Genomic DNA, 17,248 nt, shown 5'->3' with positions numbered 1-17,248 from the left:
GAGCTGCGCCGACCTGGGGAGGAAGCGATGCAGAGCCGACTGCGGGTGCAGGGGCATCCCATTCAACCGATGCTTGTCACGTTCCCGTTCGGCCTGTTCGTCTGCGCCGCGGTCTTCGACCTGGCCGACGTGGCCGGCGGCCCGGCGTTCCTCGGCGAGGTGGGCTACTGGACCGCCGTGGCCGCGCTCGTCGCCGCCGGGCTCACCACAGTCGCCGGCCTGGTCGACCTGTGGGACGTCCGCGCCGGGCGCACCAGCCGGACCGTGCTGACGTTCAACCTGGTCAACGCCGTCATGGCGGCGCTCTTCCTGCTGTCCTGCCTGATCCGGGCGAACGCGCCGCAGCGGGGCGCGAACGGCGCCCTGCTCGCCGCCGAACTCGTTGCGCTCGCCGTCGGCGCGGTCGGGGTGGCCCTGGGCGCGCGGCTGATGCAGCAGTTCGACCGGGCCGCCGAGCCGAGCGGCTTCGAGACGTTCGGCGACGTGCCCGCCGGGTCCACAGTCGAGATCGCCCGCCCGCGCCCGTTCTGACCCCTGCGGAAATGCGTTGCCGCAGCCACCGCCGGGCGGCAGGCTCACGGGCATGGTCGGCACGTTCGAGGAACTGGTAGCCGAAGCCGAGGCGGCGCCGGTCGAGGGCTGGGGCTTCGACTGGCTGCGCGGCCGCGCCACCGAGGAGCGCCCGCCCTGGGGGTACGCGCGCCTGGTCGGCGAACGGATGGCCGCCGTGAACGCGGCGCTGGACATCGACACCGGCGGGGGAGAGGTGCTGGCCGAGGTGCCCGCGCCGCCGCCGCTGCTGGTCGCCACCGAGGCGTGGCCGCCGAACGTGCCGGTGGCCCGGCGCCACCTGCGCCCGCTCGGCGCGTCCGTGGTGCGGGTGGGCGACCGCCCGCCGCTGCCGTTCCGGGACGCCGCCTTCGATCTGGTCGTGAGCCGTCATCCGGTGCACACCTGGTGGGGCGAGGTGGCCCGGGTGCTGCGACCCGGCGGCGCCTACCTGTCCCAGCAGATCGGCCCCGGCACGATGCGGGAGCTCAGCGAGGCCGTCCTCGGGCCGCTGCCGCCGCCGGAGCACCGCCATCCGGAGGCGGCGGTCGCCGAAGCGCGGGCCGCCGGGCTGACGGTGGTCGACCTGCGTGAGGCCACGCTGCGTGCCGTCTTCCATGACATCGGCGCGGTGGTCTGGTTCCTGCGCAAGGTGGTCTGGACGGTGCCCGGCTTCACCGTCGGCCGCTACACCGACGAGCTGCGCCGCCTGGACGAGCGGATCCGCGCCGAGGGACCGTTCGTCGCGTACGCCCGCCGTTTCCTCATCGAGGCGCGCCGGGACTGAGCGGGCCGGGCCGGTGGGCGGCGGCGTGGTGCGCGGCCAGCACGTCGGCGCCGAAGTCACCGGCCGGGCGGCGCAGCACGGTGTGCGCGTGGTTGCCGTCGTCGGTGGTGTTGTCGTACTCGATCAGCAGGTCGTCGCCCTGCACCCGGTAGTAGTGCCGCCGGCCCGGCTCGACCGGGCCGGCCCAGGCGAAGTGCAGCTCGCCGCCGTCGAGCCGGTCGGCCTCCCGGGCCGCCAGCTCCGGCGGGAGCCGGTCCAGGTAGAGCGCGACCAGCCGGTCGAGCAGCGCCCGGCCGGTGGGCCGCAGCCGCCCCCGGGGTACGCCGAGCGGGTCGAGCCGTCCCGGCGCGGTGGCCCGGGTGGCGCTGATGATGTCGGCGGGCGCCTCGTCGGCGATGATCGCGGCGGAGCGGCCGGCCGGTCCGAGCGCGTCGAGCAGCTCGCGGGCCAGGTCCTCCTCGGGGCCCAGGGGCCGGGAGACCGGGCGGCCGGCGTGCCGGACGGTGGCCGGGTTGGCGCCGAGGAAGACCGGCGCGGGTGAGACCCGGTCGTCGGCGACCGTCATGCTCACCGACAGGTGGTGTCCCTCGAACCGCCAGGCCCAGTCGTCGTCGCGGGCCGGGTCGCCGAAGACGGCCACCCAGTAGTCGCCGCTGTGCCGGCCGCGCCGCCAGTCCTCGGCCCGGTCCAGCACCTCCTCCAGCGCCATCACGGTCATGGCCTGGGCGTACGCGGCCGGGCTGAGCGCGGTGGCGAGCAGCCGGTGGGCGGCCTTGTGGGCGTCGACGTCCAGGCCGGCGAGCGCGACGCCGGGCCGGGGCCGCGGCCGGTACTCCAGCCACCGCCGGGCCGGCTCGTCATCGAAGGCGTGCCGGGCGGCGCCGCGGGCCGGCTCGTCCAGCGCGGCCAGGAACGCCGCGGCGGCCGTGCGCATCTGCTCGGGTACGGGATCCTCCACCGTCCCTGTATACCGCCCGCCGGTCACGCGCGGCCGAGCAGCGTCAGCATGTCGGGCAGCTCGAAGAACCGGGCGGTCTCCACCGCGGACGGTCCGCCGTGGTCCGGGTCGGCGCCGGCGTCGAGCAGCGCGCGGACGGCGGCCTCCTGGCGCCGGAACACCGCCGCGGCGAGCGCGGTCTGCCCCCTGTCGTTCACCCGGGCCGGGTCGGCGCCCCGCGCCAGCAGCGCGGCCACCGTCTCCGGGTGGGCGTGGTACGCGGCGAGGATCAGCAGCGTGTCGCCCTTGGCGTTGGTGAGGTTGACCGGCAGCCCGGCGTCCACGTTGGCGGCAAGTTCCTCGGTGGCGCCGGCCCGCGCCAGGTCGAACATCCGGTGGGCGAAGGCGATGGTCTCGTCGTCGAGTTCGTCGGGCATCCGCCCAGGCTATGGCGTCGCGGCCGGACGCGCCTGGTACCTTGCGCAGCCGGGCACGGGAGGCGCGCACATGGACGATCGGGTGTACGTGGGCAACGCGGCGGTGGACGGCGCGACCGACGCGGGCTGGCTGCTGGGCCACTTCAAGCCGGCCGGGGACGTGCGGCACAGCACCGACGTGGAGGTGAAGTGGGGCGTGCACCCGGCGGGGGAGACCCGGTCCCGGTGGGCCACCGGTGAGCGGCGTACCGCCCTGCTGGTGCTGATCAGCGGCGCGTTCCGGATCGAGCTGCCGGACCGGACGGTGGTGCTGCGCGCGCCCGGTGACTACGTGGTGTGGGGCCGGGGTGTGGACCACTCCTGGTACGCCGAGCGCGAGTCCACGGTGCTCACCGTCCGCTGGCCGTCGGTGCCGGGTTACCAGGTGGGCCCGCCGGTCCTCCGCTGAGCCGCGCCCGGCGTCCCAGTATTCGGTATTACCTACTAAACCGATAGGCTTTACCGTCTAAGCTGTGGGAGCACATCCGCTCCGCACCGTGAGGACGCACCGCCGATGACCAGCACCGTTCCCGCCGACCTGCTCGCCGTCGCCGCCCGCTGGGCCGACCCGGACGGCTGGCCGGTGCCGCTGCGATTCGAGGCGCCCGAGCGCTGGTACGCCCGGCTGGACGCCGGCGACGCACACGAGGTGTGGGCGCTGAGCTGGCTGCCCGGACAGGGCACCGGCCTGCACGACCACGGCGGCTCGGCCGGTGCGTTCCTGGTCGTGGCCGGCGTGCTCACCGAGGAGACGGTGAGCGGCGGGCGGCTGCGCCCGCACCGGCTCGCCGCCGGAGCCGGTCGGCGCTTCGGCGCCCGGCACGTGCACCAGGTCACCAACCACGGCGACGAGCCCGCCGTCAGCGTGCACGTGTACCGGCCGGCGCTGACCCGGATGACCCGCTACCACCTCGTCGCCGGCCGGCTCCGGGTCGCCGAGGTGGCCCGAGCCGGTGTGGCCTGGTGAGCCGCCCTCGCAACCCCGACGAACGGAAGGACGCCACGATGGCGCAGACCCCCACCCGCACCGAGCGCTGTCCGGTCCCGCCGCCCGGCTCGCGGGGCATCGACGAGATCCTCGCGGCCGCCCGCGCCCGCCTGCGCCGGCTCGACCCGGAGCAGGCCCACCTGGCGTGCCGGGGCGGCGCGCTGCTGGTGGACATCCGCCCGGCCGCCCAGCGTGCCGCGCAGGGCACAGTGCCCGGCTCCCTCGTGGTCGAACGCAACGTGCTGGAGTGGCGCTTCGACCCGCGCTGCGCGGCCCGGCTGCCGCAGGCGACCGGCTACGACGTCCCGGTGATCGTGCTCTGCCAGGAGGGCTACACCTCGTCGCTGGCCGCCGCCGCGCTCCAGGACCTCGGCCTGCACCGGGCCACCGACGTCGTCGGCGGCTTCGCCGCCTGGCAGATCGCCGGCCTGCCCACCCTCGGTCCCACCCCGCCGACCCGACCCTCGTCCGCCGCGCCCCCGGTCACCGCCGCCGGGGCGCTCCGCTGACCGTCCCGCCGCACCCGGCTGGGCGGGGCGACAGCCCGCACAGGAGGCTCCCATGTCCGTCGTCGCCCTCACCACCCGTCCGGCCCGCCCGGGCCGCCCCGACCGGGCCGTGCCGCCCCGGCCGCGTACCGCACCGACGCTCACCATCACGCTCGACCTGGGCGCCGGGCCGCTGACGCCGGGCCTCGCACGCCTGGTCGACCTGCTCGACGAACTGGCCGCGTCCGGCGAGGGACTGGCCGCCTCCGGCGAGGGGCCACCCGCCCGTACCGTGCTCGACCTGCGCCGCGGCGACGCCGCCGCCCCGGCGGCGCCCGTCCCCGGCGGCGTGCGCATCCTCACCGGCACCCGGCGGGTCCGGCACGGCGGCGCCGAGATCCCGCTGACCCGCATCGAGTACGACCTGCTGCTGTTCCTCGCCGAACATCCCCGCCGCGTGTTCACCCGCCTGCAACTTCTCGCGAACGTCTGGGGCTACGAGCACGCCGTGGCGCGCACCGTCGACGTGCACGTGCGCCGGCTGCGGGCCAAGTTCGGGCCGGACACGCCGCTGGTGACCACCGTGTACGGCGTGGGCTACCGCCTCGCCGACGACGCCGCGATCCTCGTGGACCGCGACGCCTGACCCCGGCCCGGCCGGCACGCGGCGCACCCCGGGATCGGGTGCGCCGCGTTCACGTTCGCCGCTGATCCGCCATTGTGAACGCCCGGGGAGACCCCCCGTACCACCGCGAATCGGTGCTCTGCTGTAATCAACGGGCCTCGCACGCAGAGCGAGCGCACGGCTGCGATGTGTTCGTCAAATGTCACATTCATGCAACGCGGCCGCCCCTTGACCCTCGCAGAGACGCCGGGAAGCATCGATGAAGCGGCGTCCCGGGCCGTGGGGAGATACCCGGACCAGCCCAAGGAGGACCATGTCGGTCAGCCCCGCCTCGTCGCGCGCCGGATGGCATACGTCCCAACCCGCGGTCCCCGGTCGCCCCCCGGGCGGCCAGCGTCGTCCCGCGAACACGGCCGCCGCGCCCATGCTCACCGTCACCCTCACCATTCCCCTGGCCTGCGAGGAGTCGCTGACCCCGGCCGCCCGCCGGCTGCTCGACGCCGCCCGCGAGATGCTCGAACGCGGCGACGCGGTGGTCAGCGCGGGCACGGTCCCGGCCGAGCGCCGGCCCGACGCCGTGCCGGGCGGCCGCGCTCCGGCCCGCCCGCTCGCTCCGACCATCCCCATCCTGCACATCCTCGCGTCGTCCCGGTCGGTGCTGCGCGACGGCGAGCCGCTGCCGCTGACCCGCCTGGAGTTCGACCTGCTGCTGCACCTGGTCGCCCACCCGCGCCGGGTGTTCACCCGGCTGCAACTGCTCAACGCGGTCTGGGGGTACGAGCACGCCGGCGTCCGCACCGTCGACGTGCACGTACGCCGGCTGCGCGGCAAGGTCGGCGTGGACGTCCCGCTCGTCACCACCGTCTACGGCGTCGGCTACCGGCTCGCCGACGACGCCCGCGTCACCATCGACCGCACCGGCTGACCGTCCGGGACCACCACCCGCCGATCGGCGCCGGACGGAGCCCCGACCGCCCGAACCGATCATGTGGTGACCCGCCCGCCCGCGCGGCACGATGGTCCGATGCGCGTGCGCCCGATCAGCCCCGACCGGCTCGTCACCGAGCTGGCCGAGCGTCTCGCCCGCACCGGGACGCCCGGCCGGCTGCGGGTCGCCGTGGACGGCCCACCCGCCGCCGGGCCGGACACGCTCGCCGGGGCGCTCGTCGACCCGCTGCGCGCCGCCGGCCGGCCGGTGCTGCACGTCCGCGCCGGCGACTTCCTCCGCCCCGCCTCGGTACGCCTGGAGCACGGCCGGACCGACCCCGACGCGTACTACGAGGGCTGGCTCGACGAACCCGGGCTGCGCCGCGAGGTGCTCGACCCGGCCGGCCCGGACGGCTCCGGCCGGCTGCTGCCGTCACTGTGGGACGCCGCCGCCGACCGGGCCAGCCGCGCCGCGTACGTCGATCTGCCGCCCGGCGGCGTGGTCCTGGTCAGCGGCGCGCTGCTGCTCGGCGGCACGCTGCCGTTCGACGTCACCGTCCACCTCGTGCTCTCCCCGGCGGCGCTTGCGCGGCGCACCGACCCGGCGCTGCGCTGGACCCTGCCCGCGTTCGCCCGCTACGCCGGCGAGGTCGACCCGGCGTCCTTCGCCGACGTGGTGGTCCGGGCCGACGATCCGCGTCGTCCGGCGCTCGTCGAGGCCGCCTGACCAGCGGCTGCGGACTCACCGGAAACACTCAGGAAACAGCCGGTTTGACCCGCCGAGGGCGGGGGTAATCGCCCGGCTCACAGAGCACGGGTGATCTCGTCGCCCGCGCATCCACAGTCGGACCGGGTCCGGGGCGCTGGCCGCCCCGGTCCGGTATGAGGGTGTAGGAAAGGCAGGCAGCGATGCTCGTCCACGACACGACAGCCACCGGCCGCTCCCAGGCGGAGGTCGACCAGATCCGGCAGTCCCTGCGGTCGCGGTACGACGAGCTGACCGCCGAGTACGAGAACACCGTGGCGCAGAGCCAGGTGCTGCGGCTGGTGGAGGTCGGCGACACCGCCGGCGACGACCAGGCCGACAGCGGCACCAAGACCGCCGAGCGGGACACCGCGCAGTCGCTGCTGCGCACCATCCTGGACCGGCGGGCCCAGTTCGAGCACGCGCTGACCCGCCTGGACGAGGGCACCTACGGCTTCTGCGAGGGCTGCACCGCCCCGATCCCGGTGGAGCGGCTGGAGATCTTCCCGTCCGCGACCTCCTGTGTGGCCTGCAAGCAGACCAGGGAGCGGCGGGCGGCCTGAACGCCGTTCCGGTTGCCGGTCGGTCCTGCAGCGCGGTGAACTCCCATCATGGGTGAGATCAAGGTGGGCACCGCCTCGTGGACCGACCGGACGCTGCTCGACTCCGGCTGGTACCCGGCGAGCGCCGACACCCCGGAGAAGCGGCTGTCCTACTACGCCCGGCAGTTCCCGCTGGTCGAGGTGGACGCCACCTACTACTCGCCGCCGGCCGAGCGGACCGCCAGGCTGTGGGCCGAACGCACCCCGCCCGGGTTCACGTTCAACGTCAAGGCGTTCAGCCTGCTGACCGGCCACCCCACCCGCGTCTCCGCGCTCTACAAGGACCTGCGCCCGGACACCGACAAGCGCAACGTCTACCCGGACGACCTGCCCGCGCAGGCGTACGAGGAGGTGTGGACCCGGTTCCTGTCCGCCCTCGACCCGCTCGTCGAGGCCGGCAAGCTGGGCGCGCTGCTGTTCCAGTTCCCGCCCTGGTTCACCATCAAGCGCGCAAACAAGCAGTACCTGCTGGAGGTGGCCCGCCGGTGCGCGCCGCTGCGTCCGGTGGTCGAGTTCCGGCACGCCTCCTGGTTCGACGGCGACAACGCCGAGGAGACGCTCGGCTTCCTGCGCGAGCACGACCTGCCTTTCGTCTGCGTGGACATGCCGCAGGGACACAAGTCGTCAGTACCGCCGGTGCTGGCGGCCACCGCGGACCTCGCGGTGGTCCGGTTCCACGGGCACAGCGACAAGTGGACCAGCAAGGACATCCACGAGAAGTTCGGCTACGACTACTCCGAGCGGGAACTGCGCGACTGGGCGCCGAAGCTGCGCGAGCTGGCCGGCGAGGCCGGGCAGACACACATCCTGATGAACAACTGTTATCGGGACTACGCGCAGCGCAACGCCACCACACTCGCCGGCCTGCTGGACGCCTGAGCGACTCACCCGGTCCGGGTGAGGTCCACTCACCCACCCCCGCCGCAGCATGAACGGTGGGCGCCGGCTCGGGCGCCGCGACGAGGAGGTGGGTCATGACGGTACGGGTGGTGGCGGACCGGCGCCGCGGTGGCGTACTGCACGTGGTCGGCAGCTCCGAGGCGCCACGGCGGGCCGAACGGCCCGGCCGGTTCAGTCCGACCCGGTTGTGGCGGGGCCCCAGCGGTCCGCCGCGCCGCGCCGACGACCGACGCTGGGAGACCGAAGTACGGGGGTGAGCCCGATGGCCGAACAGCTGTTGTCCGCGTTCGAGTCCTCGCTGGACAAGACGAACGTGATCCTCAAGGAGATCGAGTCCGCGTACGGCTGGCCGAAGGAACAGCGCAACCAGTCCTACGCCGCGCTGCGTACCGTGCTGCACCTGTTGCGGGACCGGCTGCCGGTGCAGGAGAGCGCCGAGTTCGCCCAGCAGTTGCCGGTGCTGGTGCGAGGGATCTACTTCGACGGCTGGCAACCGGAGAACGTGCCGATCAAGCTCAACCGCGACGACTTCCTGTACGAGGTGCGCCAGGGCTTCCCGTACGACGTCGAGGGCGGCGCGCAGCGGGTGGTGCAGGTCGTGCTGGACACGCTGCGGCGGCACGTCACCCAGGGCGAGTGGGAGGACGTGAAGGCCACCATGCCGGGTGACCTGCGTCAGATGATTCCCTGATCCGGCACCGGACCGGCCCGTCCCGCCCCCTCGGCGGGGCGGGCCGCCGGCGTCCGGGACACCGGCAGCCCGGCTCGCCGGGCCAGCCCGGCGAACGCGACCGCGTCGACGATCGCCGCGCCGCCCGGGTCGTTGTTGAAGTAGACGTACGCCGGGTCGCCGTCACCGAACTCCCCGGCCAGCCGGTGCACCCAGCTAGCCAGCGCGGCCCGCCCGTAGCGCGGCCACGGCCGGGCCCGCCCCTCGTGCAGCCGCAGGTACCCGAAGTCGGTGGTGCGCCACAGCGGGGTGATCGGCCGGCTGAGGCGGTCCGCCCAGACCAGCGCCGCCCGGTGCCGTTCCAGGACCCGCCGGGTGTCGTCGGTCCACCACGACGGGTGTCGCGGCTCGACGGCCACCCGCACGTGGGCGGGGAACCGGCGCAGCACGCCGGCCAGCGTGTCCGGGTCGGCGCGCAGCGTCGGCGGGAGCTGCACCAGCACCGGGCCGAGCCGGTCGCCGAGCCCGGACGCGCGGTCCAGGAACCGGGCCACCGGCTCGGCCGGGTCGCGCAGCCGCTTGATATGCGTCAGGTAGCGGCTCATCTTCACCGCCACGCAGAAGTCGCCGGGCGTACGCTCCCGCCACGCGACGAACGTGTCTCGCTCCGGCAGCCGGTAGAACGCGTTGTTCACCTCGACCGTGGCGAACCGCGCGGCGAAGTGCTCCAGCCAGCGCCGCTGTGGCAGCCCGGCCGGGTAGAACCGTTCCCGCCAGTCCCGGTACTGCCAGCCCGACGTGCCGACCAGGAACATCGCCGTGCCCTACTGAAGGTTGATCTGGAAGACCTCGAACGTGGCGCCGAACCGTGCGCCGAGCCGGCTGCCGGCCGGGCGGGCCATGCCCTCCAGGAACTCCTCGGCGTCGAAACCGCCGTCGCCGAGCCCGCTCAGGTACGCCCCGTGCGCCCGCAGCGACGCCACACCCCTGTCGAACGTGTCGGTCACGTCCACCCCGTGCCGGGCCATCGGCGAACCGGCCGCCCACACCTCGCGGACCCGCGACCACGGCTGTGTGCCGTCGGTGAGCTGCTCCGGGAAGATCCACCGGTTGCCGGCGTCGCGGACCGCGTCCAGCGTGGCCCGGCCGCAGGCGATGTGGTCGGCCTGGTTCAGCGCGTACGCCCCGTCCCACGTCTCCCGGAAGTTGTTCGTCAGCACCACGTCCGGCCGGTGCCGGCGCACCACGGCGGCGATGGCCCGGCGCAGCGGCACGCCGTACTCCAGCAGCCCGTCGGGCAGGCCGAGGAACTCGACCTCCGACACCCCGACCACGGCGGCGGAGGCCCGTTGCTCCTCCTCGCGCACCACCCGGGCGCGTTCCGGCGTCATCCCGTCGATGCCCGCCTCGCCGCTGGTGAGCAGGCAGTACACGACCTCCTTGCCCTGCCCGGTCCAGCGCGCCACCGCGGCGGCGGCGCCGAACTCCAGGTCGTCGGGGTGGGCCACCACTGCCAGCGCCCGCTGCCAGTCCTCGGTCAGCGGGGTGAGTGGCTCCGGCTGCGTCACGTGCGTCTCCTCGCGTCGTCCTCCCGCCATCCTGGCACTCGCCCGCTCCCACCGCTTGCCCCGCGAACCGTCCGTACGGCGGCGTCCGGGCGTCTACGGTGTGGTTAGAGAAGATCGGGCGTGGGGTACCACCCGCTGCACACGGACCCCGGCACCACGCGGGGCGGCACACCGAGGGAGCACCCATGGCATTGAACGACGACGACATCCAGAGCAGCGGCGGCAGCGGCCTGGAGGGCCCGGCCGACGGCGGTGCCACCCCGGGTCAGCACGACGGTGGCGCGGACGGCGGCGCGGAGGGTCCGGCCGACGGTGGCGCGACTCCGGGTCAGCACGACGGTGGCGCGGACGGCGGCGCGGAGGGCCCCGCTGACGGCGGCGCGACTCCGGGTCAGCACGACGGTGGCGCGGACGGCAGCGCCGAAGGTCCGGCCGACGGCGGCGCGACCCCGGGTCAGCACGACGGCGGCGCCGACGGCAGCGCCTGACACATGAGCACCACGCACGTCGACCCGCCGGGTGGCCACGGCCGCCCGGCGGTTCCGTTCTCCGCGACCGAGGCGCTGGCCCGGTGCGTGGCGGTGGAGCCGGCCAAGTTCGCCGCCGACCACTGGGGGCGCAGCCCGCTGCTGTCCCGCGCCGCCGAGCTGCCGAACGCCGACGGCTTCACCGACCTGCTCAGCACCGCCGACGCCGACGAGCTGCTCAGCCGCCGCGGCCTGCGTACCCCGTTCCTGCGGGTGGCGAAGGACGGCCAGTTGGTGCCGGCGGCGCGGTTCACCGGCGGCGGTGGCGCGGGCGCCGAGATCGGCGACCAGGTCCTGGACGAGAAGGTGCTGGCGCTGTACGCCAACGGCGCGACGCTGGTGCTGCAGGGCCTGCACCGCACCTGGCCGGCGATCGTCGACTTCGCCCGCGACCTGGGCACCGCGCTGGCCCAGCCGTTGCAGGTGAACGCCTACCTGACCCCGGCCGGCAGCCAGGGTTTCGCCACCCACTACGACACCCACGACGTGTTCGTGCTCCAGGTGGACGGACGCAAGCACTGGCGGATCCACCCGCCGGTGCTGGCCGACCCGCTGGAACGCCAGCCGTGGGGCGGCCGGGCCGACGAGGTCTCCGCGACCGCCGAGGGCCGCCCCGAACTGGACGTGGTGCTGGAACCGGGCGACGCGCTCTACCTGCCGCGCGGCTGGCTGCACAGCGCCCAGGCGCAGGAGTCCAGCTCGCTGCACCTGACCGTGGGCATCCGGGCGCTGACCCGGTACGCGGTGGTCGAGGAGCTGCTCGCGCTCGCCGCCGAGGACGCGCGGCTGCGCGCGAGCCTGCCGTTCGGGCTCGACCTGGCCGACCCGGACGCGATCGAGCCGGAGCTGACCGAGACCGTCGAGGCGCTGCGCGACTGGCTGCTGCGGGCCGACCCGGCGGCGGTGGCCGGCCGGCTGCGTGCCCGGGTGTGGCCGGCCGCCCGTCCGGCGCCGATCCGGCCGCTGGCCCAGGCGCAGGCGCTGGCCCGGCTGAGCGCGGACAGCGAGGTCGCGGTACGCGGCGGCCTGCGGTGGCAGCTCACCCCGGCCGCCGACGGACGGGTCACGCTGCGGGTGCCCGACCGCACGCTCACCCTGCCCGGCACCTGCGAGGCCGCGCTGCGCGCGCTGCTCACCGGCGAGGTGACCCGAGTCGGTGACCTGCCCGGCCTCGACGACGACGCCGATCGTCTGACGCTGGCCCGCCGCCTCCTCAAGGAGGCCGTCCTGACCCCCGCCTGATCCCGGCGATCATGAGGTTGACCGGCGGCGCGACGGCGTGTCGCGCCGCCAACCTCATGATCGACGGCGGGAGAGCCGGCGCGCGGGGCGGCGGTCAGCGGGTGTAGGTCACCGTCAGCAGGAGCAGCGTCGTGACCAGGCCGGAAGCGGCCACCAGGATCATCGGGCGGGGGGTCAGCACCGCGTGGCGGCGGTCGGCCAGCAGCCGCGCCGGCGCCAGCCCGATCACCGGGCCGAGCAGCGTCACCACCAGCGCCAGCACCGGCAGGCCCACCGCCAGATCGCCGCTGGAACCGGCCGCGAGGGCCCGCGCGCCCACCCCAAGCGCGTACGCCACCAGCGCCCCGCCGATCCCGCACGCGACGAGCAGCGGGTTCACCGAACCGGGCAGCTCGCCCGGCGAGCCGGTGCGGTCCAGCAGCTCCCGGACCGCCCGCAGCAGCGGCACCGGGTCACCGGCCGCGCCGCGTACCGGGCCGGGCGGGTCGCCCAGCCGCCGCGCGCTCCCGCCGAGCCGGGCCCGCAACTGCGTCCACAGGTGCGTGACCTCGCCGTCGACGCGTTCCACGAGCAGGGACGCCTCGGCCACCTCCGCTTCGGCCTGCCGCACCTGCTCGGCGGCCTCCGCGACCGCCCGGTCGGCCGCGGCCACCTGCTGGTCGTACCAGGTGTGCGCCTCGGCCCGCTGGGCGGCCACCCGGGCGGTCAGCTCGGCGAGCCGGCGGATCTGCGCGCTGTACGTCTCACTGGCAACCGGTTCGTTCATCGGGAGGGACCATAAGGGATGATCACCTGTCCGGTGCGGTGCACCGCCCGGTCGAAGTAGAGACCGCGCCACGGCCGGGGATACCAGTCCGGCCCGCCGCTGCCCGGATACAGCGAGGAGCCCAGCTCACCGCCCTGCACGTCCAGCGCCACCCAGGCGCCGATCTGATCCGTGCGCGCGCCCGCGCCGCCCAGGTCCACCCGCATCCGGGCCACGCCACGCCACCACGCCAGCACGTGCGTACGCCGTTCCGGCCCGTCGTGCAGGATCCGGCGCAACTGCTCCAGCCCGGTGCGCGTACCGGCCTTGCCGGCCAGCGCCGCGGCGGCCGCGTCCACCGCGTACAGCAGCAGGAAGTGCGGGGTACGCGCCGCACCCGGCGCGCCGAGTCCGTCACCCACCTCGGCCATCAGCTCCGGCACCGTCTCCTCGTCGTACCAGGAGGCGTCGCCTTCCAGGTCCTCGTACAGGGCGCGGGCGGCCGGGTCGGCGTCCGGATCCAGGCAGGCGATGGAGAACCGGGCGGTGCCGGGCCGGTACTGCCGCGCCAGCGACCGGGCGGCGGCGTCGAGCACCGCGCACGCCTCGTCCACCCGGGTGCCCAGCACCGCCAGGTTGCGGCCCGGCGCGCGGGGCAGCCGCAGCGCCGCCGAGCGGGACTGCACGTCGATGATCTCGCCGAGCAGCGCCACCGGGCTGCGCGGCACGCCCTGCTCCGGCGCGGTGAGCGCCCGGAAGTCCGGCGCGTCGGCCAGCTTCGGGATCGCGTCGCCGTCGAACAGCCGGGCCGGCGCGGCGTCCTGCGGGCGCATCCGCCACAGCCGGTGCTGAAGCTCGCTCCACGTCTCCCAGTCGCTCGCCGACGGGATCCGGGCCACCTCGTTCCCCTCGGCCAGGCCCGACTCGGCGTTGACGACCGCGTGGTGACGGGGCAGCGACTGCGCCGCGTCGTTGCGTTCGGCCAGGATGCGCAGCGCCTTCGGTAGCGCGATCCGCAGCGTGAACTGGGCGACCAGCGCCGGCCGTCCCCACAGCGCCTCGATGCCGCGGACGTCCTGCGAGGCGAGCACCAGATGGATGCCCTGCGACCGGCCCCGCCGGGCCAGGTCCTCCAGCAGGTCGGCGGCCTCCCGGGCGACCACGTCCCGCCCGGCGAGCAGCGCCTGGAACTCGTCGACCACCGCCACGATGCGCGGCCAGTGCCCGTCCGGGTCCACCGCGCGCAGCTCGGCCAGCTTGGTGACCTCGTGCTTCTTCGCCGCGTCGGCGCGACGGCGCAGCTCCTCGGCGAGGAAGCGCAGCAGCGCCAGACCGAACTCCCGGTCGGTGTTGACGTTGATACCGACCAGCCGCATGTGCGGCAGCCAGCTCGGGTCGCGCCGGCCCTGCGCGAACCGGGCGAAGGACACGCCCTCCTTGAAGTCCAGCAGGTAGAACTCCAGCTCGGCGGGGGAGTACCGGGCGGCGAGGGCGCCGATCCAGGCGAAGATCAGGTTCGTCTTGCCGGTGCCGGACGGGCCGCCGATCAGCGCGTGCGGCGGGTAGTCGCCGAGCGTGAGCAGCACCTGCCGCCCGTGCGGGCCCTCGCCGATCGGCGCGCTGAGGCCGTGCGCGGAGTTCTCCCGCCAGTACTCGTCCGGCGGCGGGAGCAGGTCGGTGAAGGGCGTCGGCGGCGGGCCGGCGGCCACCCGGGAGGCGACGGTACGGCACGTCTCGGTGACCAGGGCGGGCGGCGGCGGCGCGTCGAGCACCACCGGCAGCCCGGCCACCCGGGCGTCGTCCGGCTCCACGGTGATCCGGGTGACTGTCGGGTCGCCTGGTAGCTCGATGCCGCGGACCACGAGGTGCACGCCGCAGGCCGCGCCGGTCCGCACCACCCGGTCGAGCTGGCCGCGTTCGTGCCGGGACAGCTCGTCGCCGCCGAGCAGCACCGCCACCCGCCACGGCTCCGGGCGGCGTCCGGTGGCGGCGGCCAGCTCGCGCAGCGAGCCGTACTCACCGGCGAGCACGGTGGCGTTGATCCGGCGGATCTGTTCCACCAGGTCGTCCAGCAGCCGGCCCAACCCGCCCGGCCCGACGAACGTGAGCAGCCCGGCCGTGCCCAGCGGCGCGAACCCGGCCAGCCCGCCGCCCAGGTGCTCCGGGTCGTACCCGTAGAGCCGCACCGCGCCCGGGTCGGCCCGCCCGACCGAGCGCAGCAGCAGTGCCGGTACCACGGTCGCCAGCCCGGCACGGTCGCCGCCGGCCAGGTGCGCGTGCCCGGCATCGAGCAGCGGGACGAGCGCCGGCACCGGCTCGGCGCCGTCGAGGCGTACCGTGCCGACGCGCAGGGCACCCGGCGGCTCGGACCGGCCGGCGGGCGTGGCCTGCCAGCGGTCCCACGGCGCGGACGCCGCGCCGGGCGCCTCCCGCTGCGCCGCGGCGGCGGCCCGCCGGGCCAGCTCGGCGAGGCGGGCGGTGTGCCGGGCGTCGATCTCGGCCAGGCGCCGGTCGCGGGCGGCACCCACCCGGGCGGGCACCGCCGCGGCGGCCCGGCGGGTACGGGCCAGCCGGTCCCGCCCGGCGGCCAGGTCGGCCTCGGCGGTGGCGAGCCGGGTACGGGTGGCGCCGAGGGCCTCGGAGAGCATCCCCCGGACCCGCGTCACCAGTCGAGCGCGGACGTCAGCCACGGGACGGCTCCCGTTCGTCGGTGTCCTCGGGCAGGTCCCGGCCGAGCCGGTCGAGCAGTACGCCGGTGAGCACACCGGCGGTGACCGCAGGGTCGGCCGCGTGCGGCTGTTCCGCGTCGTCGTCGCGGCGCGGCGGGGGCATCCGGCACACCCGGGTCAGCAGCGTGTCGAGCACCGGCCGCGGCAGCCCGGGCAGCAGGTCGCGGACCCGGGAGTCCAGCGCGCCGCGCAGCCGGGGCAGGTCGTCCGCGCGGGGCGGATGGCCGAGCAGCTCACCGGCCAGTTCGCGCAGCAGCGGCGGGGTGATCGCGGCCAGCCCCAGCCCCACGTCGGCGTGCGCCCGGCGCAGCTCGCGGTGCAGCCGGTCCCGGTCGCCGGAGCGGACCCCGGCGGCCACCCGGCGCAGCAACTCGTGTGAGTCCACGACGCGCTCGTCCGGCTCGTCCGGCGCACCCTCCCGGCCGCCGGTCAGCTCCGCCACCCGCACCGCCCACCAGCGCCGCACCGCCGGCTGCTCGCCCGGCTCGGCGGCCGGGCCGGGCACGGGCGGCTCCTCGCCGCGCGGCGTGTCGTGCTTCGGCGGCCGCTCGCCCGGCAAGGTCGGGCGAGCGCCGTCGGGGGCCAGCCCGATCGCGGCCAGGTACGCGGTGAGCTGCTCCTGCGCCACGCGCAGCGCGTAGCCGGCCGTCTCGGCGTGCTCGGTGGCCGAGGACAGCTCCGGCACCCCCATCGGGTCGGACGACTCCTGGCGTACCCAGCGCAGCCGCTCCTGCGCCTGGCCGAGCTTCTCCAACGCGGCGGCGAGCTGCGCCAGCGGCAGTTCCTCGGCGGCGGCGCGCACCTGCGCGCCGATGTCCTCGACGATGGACACGGCCGGGCCTCAGAGCGTCGCGACGTAGAGCTGTGCCTGCTCCACCGCGACCAGTGTCGCGGCCAGACACTCCTCCAGCTCCTGGCCGGCCTGTGTCAGCGAGGCCTGCGCCGCCTCGACCGTCTCGTGGCCGCTGCCCTCCAGCGCGCCGGCCAGGGTCTGCTGCGCCTCGGCCAGCTTCTCGCCGGCGGCCTGCACCGCTGTCTGGCCGTCACCGATCTGCTGGAGAGCGACATCGATGGCGGCCTTCAGCTCGGCGACGCTCGCCACGGGGACCTCCTGGGGGCGGAAGAGATCTCCATTACAACCCATCGGAACGGGTGGACGAACATCCACCCTCGCGTGGTTGCGGCCCTCGTGTCCGGTTCCCGCGCTGACGTGCGCGAAGACCCCGGCCGGCGGTCCTGCCGGCGGACACCGCGGTCCCGCGAGCGGGACCGGCGTCCTAGCGGCCGAGCCAGCGCGGGCCGCGTACCTCCGCGCCGAGCGCGGTGACCCGCTCGCGCAGCTCGCGGTCGGCGGTGACCACCACCCGCCGCCGATCCGGCGCGGCGGCCACCAGCTCGACCATCGTGTCGTCGCCGGAGCCGGGCGCGGAGACCACGTCCACGCCGGGCGCGGGCGGCACGTGCCGGGCCGCGCCCTCCACCACCAGCACCACCTGCACCGGCGGCGGCAGCTCCGGCGGCACGCCCGCGTCCCCGACGGACGCCAGCGCGTCGCGCAGCCGGACCGCCGCGCCGGCCCGGTCCCGCCACCAGCCGTCCGGGCGCGAGCCCACCACGTTCGCGCCGTCCACGATCAGCAGCGGTCTGCTCTCCATGCCCCCAGCCTGCCATCCGGTCGCGTTTGTCGCGCCGACCGCCGGGTAGCCACCGCCGACCGTGCCGCGCGTGCCGGGTGCCGGTCGT

22 protein-coding genes are annotated in these 17,248 nt (G+C 75.6%); 13 read left to right on the top strand and 9 right to left on the bottom strand.

Features of this window, described 5'->3' with window-relative positions; translation table 11 throughout:
* The first annotated feature begins 27 nt into the window (after positions 1-27).
* Both IRY44_RS19035 and IRY44_RS19030 read left to right on the top strand, forming a co-directional pair.
* Complete coding sequence (locus IRY44_RS19035) at positions 28-531, top strand: DUF2231 domain-containing protein (protein WP_194801638.1); 504 nt, start codon at positions 28-30, stop codon at positions 529-531.
* A 52-nt stretch (positions 532-583) separates the two neighbouring features.
* Positions 584-1,336 (top strand): class I SAM-dependent methyltransferase, encoded by a 753-nt coding sequence (locus tag IRY44_RS19030; protein ID WP_194801637.1) that lies wholly within the window; start codon positions 584-586, stop codon positions 1,334-1,336.
* On the opposite strand, the gene IRY44_RS19025 is transcribed toward IRY44_RS19030, so the two are convergent.
* Positions 1,314-2,294 (bottom strand): DUF3500 domain-containing protein, encoded by a 981-nt coding sequence (locus IRY44_RS19025; protein ID WP_194801636.1) that lies wholly within the window; start codon positions 2,292-2,294, stop codon positions 1,314-1,316. The two genes, IRY44_RS19030 and IRY44_RS19025, sit on opposite strands and share 23 nt — an antisense overlap.
* Positions 2,295-2,317: 23 nt before the next feature.
* Entirely contained in the window at positions 2,318-2,710 is a 393-nt protein-coding gene (locus tag IRY44_RS19020) for an ankyrin repeat domain-containing protein (protein ID WP_194801635.1), read from the bottom strand.
* Between the two features lie 70 nt (positions 2,711-2,780).
* Here IRY44_RS19020 and IRY44_RS19015 point away from each other — a divergent pair, with 70 nt between their 5' ends.
* The 9 genes from IRY44_RS19015 (at position 2,781) to IRY44_RS18975 (ending at position 8,715) form a co-directional block, all read left to right on the top strand.
* Positions 2,781-3,158, top strand: coding sequence for a signal peptidase I (locus IRY44_RS19015; RefSeq protein ID WP_194801634.1), 378 nt, complete (start codon positions 2,781-2,783; stop codon positions 3,156-3,158).
* A gap of 105 nt (positions 3,159-3,263) precedes the next feature.
* The gene (locus IRY44_RS19010) at positions 3,264-3,716 is read left to right on the top strand and encodes a cysteine dioxygenase family protein (RefSeq protein ID WP_194801633.1); all 453 of its coding nucleotides are present in this window, start codon (positions 3,264-3,266) and stop codon (positions 3,714-3,716) included.
* 38 nt (positions 3,717-3,754) lie between these two features.
* Positions 3,755-4,246, top strand: coding sequence for a rhodanese-like domain-containing protein (locus IRY44_RS19005; protein WP_194801632.1), 492 nt, complete (start codon positions 3,755-3,757; stop codon positions 4,244-4,246).
* Positions 4,247-4,298: 52 nt separating this feature from the next.
* A complete protein-coding gene (locus IRY44_RS19000) occupies positions 4,299-4,871 on the top strand; it encodes a winged helix-turn-helix domain-containing protein (RefSeq protein WP_194801631.1) in 573 nt (190 codons plus the stop codon).
* A 292-nt stretch (positions 4,872-5,163) separates the two neighbouring features.
* Positions 5,164-5,775 (top strand): winged helix-turn-helix domain-containing protein, encoded by a 612-nt coding sequence (locus IRY44_RS18995; protein ID WP_194801630.1) that lies wholly within the window; start codon positions 5,164-5,166, stop codon positions 5,773-5,775.
* A 99-nt stretch (positions 5,776-5,874) separates the two neighbouring features.
* Positions 5,875-6,504 carry a uridine kinase gene (locus IRY44_RS18990; RefSeq protein WP_194801629.1) on the top strand — a complete coding sequence of 210 codons (630 nt, stop codon included), beginning with the start codon at positions 5,875-5,877 and terminating at the stop codon, positions 6,502-6,504.
* Between the two features lie 182 nt (positions 6,505-6,686).
* Positions 6,687-7,085, top strand: coding sequence for a TraR/DksA C4-type zinc finger protein (locus tag IRY44_RS18985; protein ID WP_194801628.1), 399 nt, complete (start codon positions 6,687-6,689; stop codon positions 7,083-7,085).
* Positions 7,086-7,133: 48 nt separating this feature from the next.
* Complete coding sequence (locus tag IRY44_RS18980) at positions 7,134-8,003, top strand: DUF72 domain-containing protein (protein ID WP_194801627.1); 870 nt, start codon at positions 7,134-7,136, stop codon at positions 8,001-8,003.
* A 283-nt stretch (positions 8,004-8,286) separates the two neighbouring features.
* Positions 8,287-8,715: a DUF2267 domain-containing protein gene (locus tag IRY44_RS18975; protein WP_194801626.1), complete on the top strand. Its 429-nt coding sequence runs from the start codon at positions 8,287-8,289 to the stop codon at positions 8,713-8,715.
* On the opposite strand, the gene IRY44_RS18970 is transcribed toward IRY44_RS18975, so the two are convergent.
* Positions 8,700-9,509, bottom strand: a complete 810-nt coding sequence (locus IRY44_RS18970; protein ID WP_194801625.1) for a DUF72 domain-containing protein — start codon at positions 9,507-9,509, stop codon at positions 8,700-8,702. The genes IRY44_RS18975 and IRY44_RS18970 overlap by 16 nt on opposite strands.
* 9 nt (positions 9,510-9,518) lie before the next feature.
* Positions 9,519-10,262 (bottom strand): PIG-L deacetylase family protein, encoded by a 744-nt coding sequence (locus IRY44_RS18965; RefSeq protein WP_194801624.1) that lies wholly within the window; start codon positions 10,260-10,262, stop codon positions 9,519-9,521.
* Positions 10,263-10,447: 185 nt separating this feature from the next.
* Between IRY44_RS18965 and IRY44_RS18960 the strand changes: the two genes are divergently transcribed.
* Together IRY44_RS18960 and IRY44_RS18955 are read left to right on the top strand one after the other, a co-directional pair.
* Entirely contained in the window at positions 10,448-10,750 is a 303-nt protein-coding gene (locus IRY44_RS18960; protein ID WP_026268594.1) for a hypothetical protein, read from the top strand.
* 3 nt (positions 10,751-10,753) lie between these two features.
* Positions 10,754-12,031 carry a cupin domain-containing protein gene (locus IRY44_RS18955; RefSeq protein WP_194801623.1) on the top strand — a complete coding sequence of 426 codons (1,278 nt, stop codon included), beginning with the start codon at positions 10,754-10,756 and terminating at the stop codon, positions 12,029-12,031.
* A 94-nt stretch (positions 12,032-12,125) separates the two neighbouring features.
* On the opposite strand, the gene IRY44_RS18950 is transcribed toward IRY44_RS18955, so the two are convergent.
* The 5 genes from IRY44_RS18950 to IRY44_RS18930 form a co-directional block, all read right to left on the bottom strand.
* Positions 12,126-12,797 carry a hypothetical protein gene (locus IRY44_RS18950; protein WP_194801622.1) on the bottom strand — a complete coding sequence of 224 codons (672 nt, stop codon included), beginning with the start codon at positions 12,795-12,797 and terminating at the stop codon, positions 12,126-12,128.
* Positions 12,794-15,466, bottom strand: a complete 2,673-nt coding sequence (locus IRY44_RS18945; RefSeq protein ID WP_194801621.1) for an FtsK/SpoIIIE domain-containing protein — start codon at positions 15,464-15,466, stop codon at positions 12,794-12,796. The genes IRY44_RS18950 and IRY44_RS18945 overlap by 4 nt, the downstream gene beginning before the upstream one ends.
* On the bottom strand, positions 15,459-16,337 hold the full coding sequence (locus tag IRY44_RS18940; protein ID WP_194801620.1) for a hypothetical protein: 879 nt from the start codon (positions 16,335-16,337) through the stop codon (positions 15,459-15,461). The genes IRY44_RS18945 and IRY44_RS18940 overlap by 8 nt, the downstream gene beginning before the upstream one ends.
* Before the next feature lie 9 nt (positions 16,338-16,346).
* The gene (locus tag IRY44_RS18935; RefSeq protein ID WP_013286060.1) at positions 16,347-16,607 is read right to left on the bottom strand and encodes a hypothetical protein; all 261 of its coding nucleotides are present in this window, start codon (positions 16,605-16,607) and stop codon (positions 16,347-16,349) included.
* 175 nt (positions 16,608-16,782) lie between these two features.
* Positions 16,783-17,160, bottom strand: a complete 378-nt coding sequence (locus tag IRY44_RS18930) for a hypothetical protein (protein ID WP_194801619.1) — start codon at positions 17,158-17,160, stop codon at positions 16,783-16,785.
* Positions 17,161-17,248: the final 88 nt, after the last annotated feature.

The sequence above is a fragment of the Micromonospora sp. ANENR4 genome, assembly GCF_015354395.1.
Lineage (GTDB): Bacteria > Actinomycetota > Actinomycetes > Mycobacteriales > Micromonosporaceae > Micromonospora > Micromonospora aurantiaca.
This window is presented reverse-complemented; position numbering and strand designations above follow the sequence as displayed.

Excerpts from the sequence above, each read along its gene's own strand:
- IRY44_RS19035 (WP_194801638.1), top strand. The coding sequence starts at position 28 with ATGCAGAGCCGACTGCGGGTGCAGGGGCATCCCATTCAACCGATGCTT.
- IRY44_RS19030 (WP_194801637.1), top strand. The coding sequence starts at position 584 with ATGGTCGGCACGTTCGAGGAACTGGTAGCCGAAGCCGAGGCGGCGCCG.
- IRY44_RS19020 (WP_194801635.1), bottom strand. The coding sequence starts at position 2,710 with ATGCCCGACGAACTCGACGACGAGACCATCGCCTTCGCCCACCGGATG.
- IRY44_RS19015 (WP_194801634.1), top strand. The coding sequence starts at position 2,781 with ATGGACGATCGGGTGTACGTGGGCAACGCGGCGGTGGACGGCGCGACC.
- IRY44_RS19010 (WP_194801633.1), top strand. The coding sequence starts at position 3,264 with ATGACCAGCACCGTTCCCGCCGACCTGCTCGCCGTCGCCGCCCGCTGG.
- IRY44_RS19005 (WP_194801632.1), top strand. The coding sequence starts at position 3,755 with ATGGCGCAGACCCCCACCCGCACCGAGCGCTGTCCGGTCCCGCCGCCC.
- IRY44_RS19000 (WP_194801631.1), top strand. The coding sequence starts at position 4,299 with ATGTCCGTCGTCGCCCTCACCACCCGTCCGGCCCGCCCGGGCCGCCCC.
- IRY44_RS18995 (WP_194801630.1), top strand. The coding sequence starts at position 5,164 with ATGTCGGTCAGCCCCGCCTCGTCGCGCGCCGGATGGCATACGTCCCAA.
- IRY44_RS18990 (WP_194801629.1), top strand. The coding sequence starts at position 5,875 with ATGCGCGTGCGCCCGATCAGCCCCGACCGGCTCGTCACCGAGCTGGCC.
- IRY44_RS18985 (WP_194801628.1), top strand. The coding sequence starts at position 6,687 with ATGCTCGTCCACGACACGACAGCCACCGGCCGCTCCCAGGCGGAGGTC.
- IRY44_RS18980 (WP_194801627.1), top strand. The coding sequence starts at position 7,134 with ATGGGTGAGATCAAGGTGGGCACCGCCTCGTGGACCGACCGGACGCTG.
- IRY44_RS18975 (WP_194801626.1), top strand. The coding sequence starts at position 8,287 with ATGGCCGAACAGCTGTTGTCCGCGTTCGAGTCCTCGCTGGACAAGACG.
- IRY44_RS18970 (WP_194801625.1), bottom strand. The coding sequence starts at position 9,509 with ATGTTCCTGGTCGGCACGTCGGGCTGGCAGTACCGGGACTGGCGGGAA.
- IRY44_RS18960 (WP_026268594.1), top strand. The coding sequence starts at position 10,448 with ATGGCATTGAACGACGACGACATCCAGAGCAGCGGCGGCAGCGGCCTG.
- IRY44_RS18955 (WP_194801623.1), top strand. The coding sequence starts at position 10,754 with ATGAGCACCACGCACGTCGACCCGCCGGGTGGCCACGGCCGCCCGGCG.
- IRY44_RS18950 (WP_194801622.1), bottom strand. The coding sequence starts at position 12,797 with ATGAACGAACCGGTTGCCAGTGAGACGTACAGCGCGCAGATCCGCCGG.
- IRY44_RS18930 (WP_194801619.1), bottom strand. The coding sequence starts at position 17,160 with ATGGAGAGCAGACCGCTGCTGATCGTGGACGGCGCGAACGTGGTGGGC.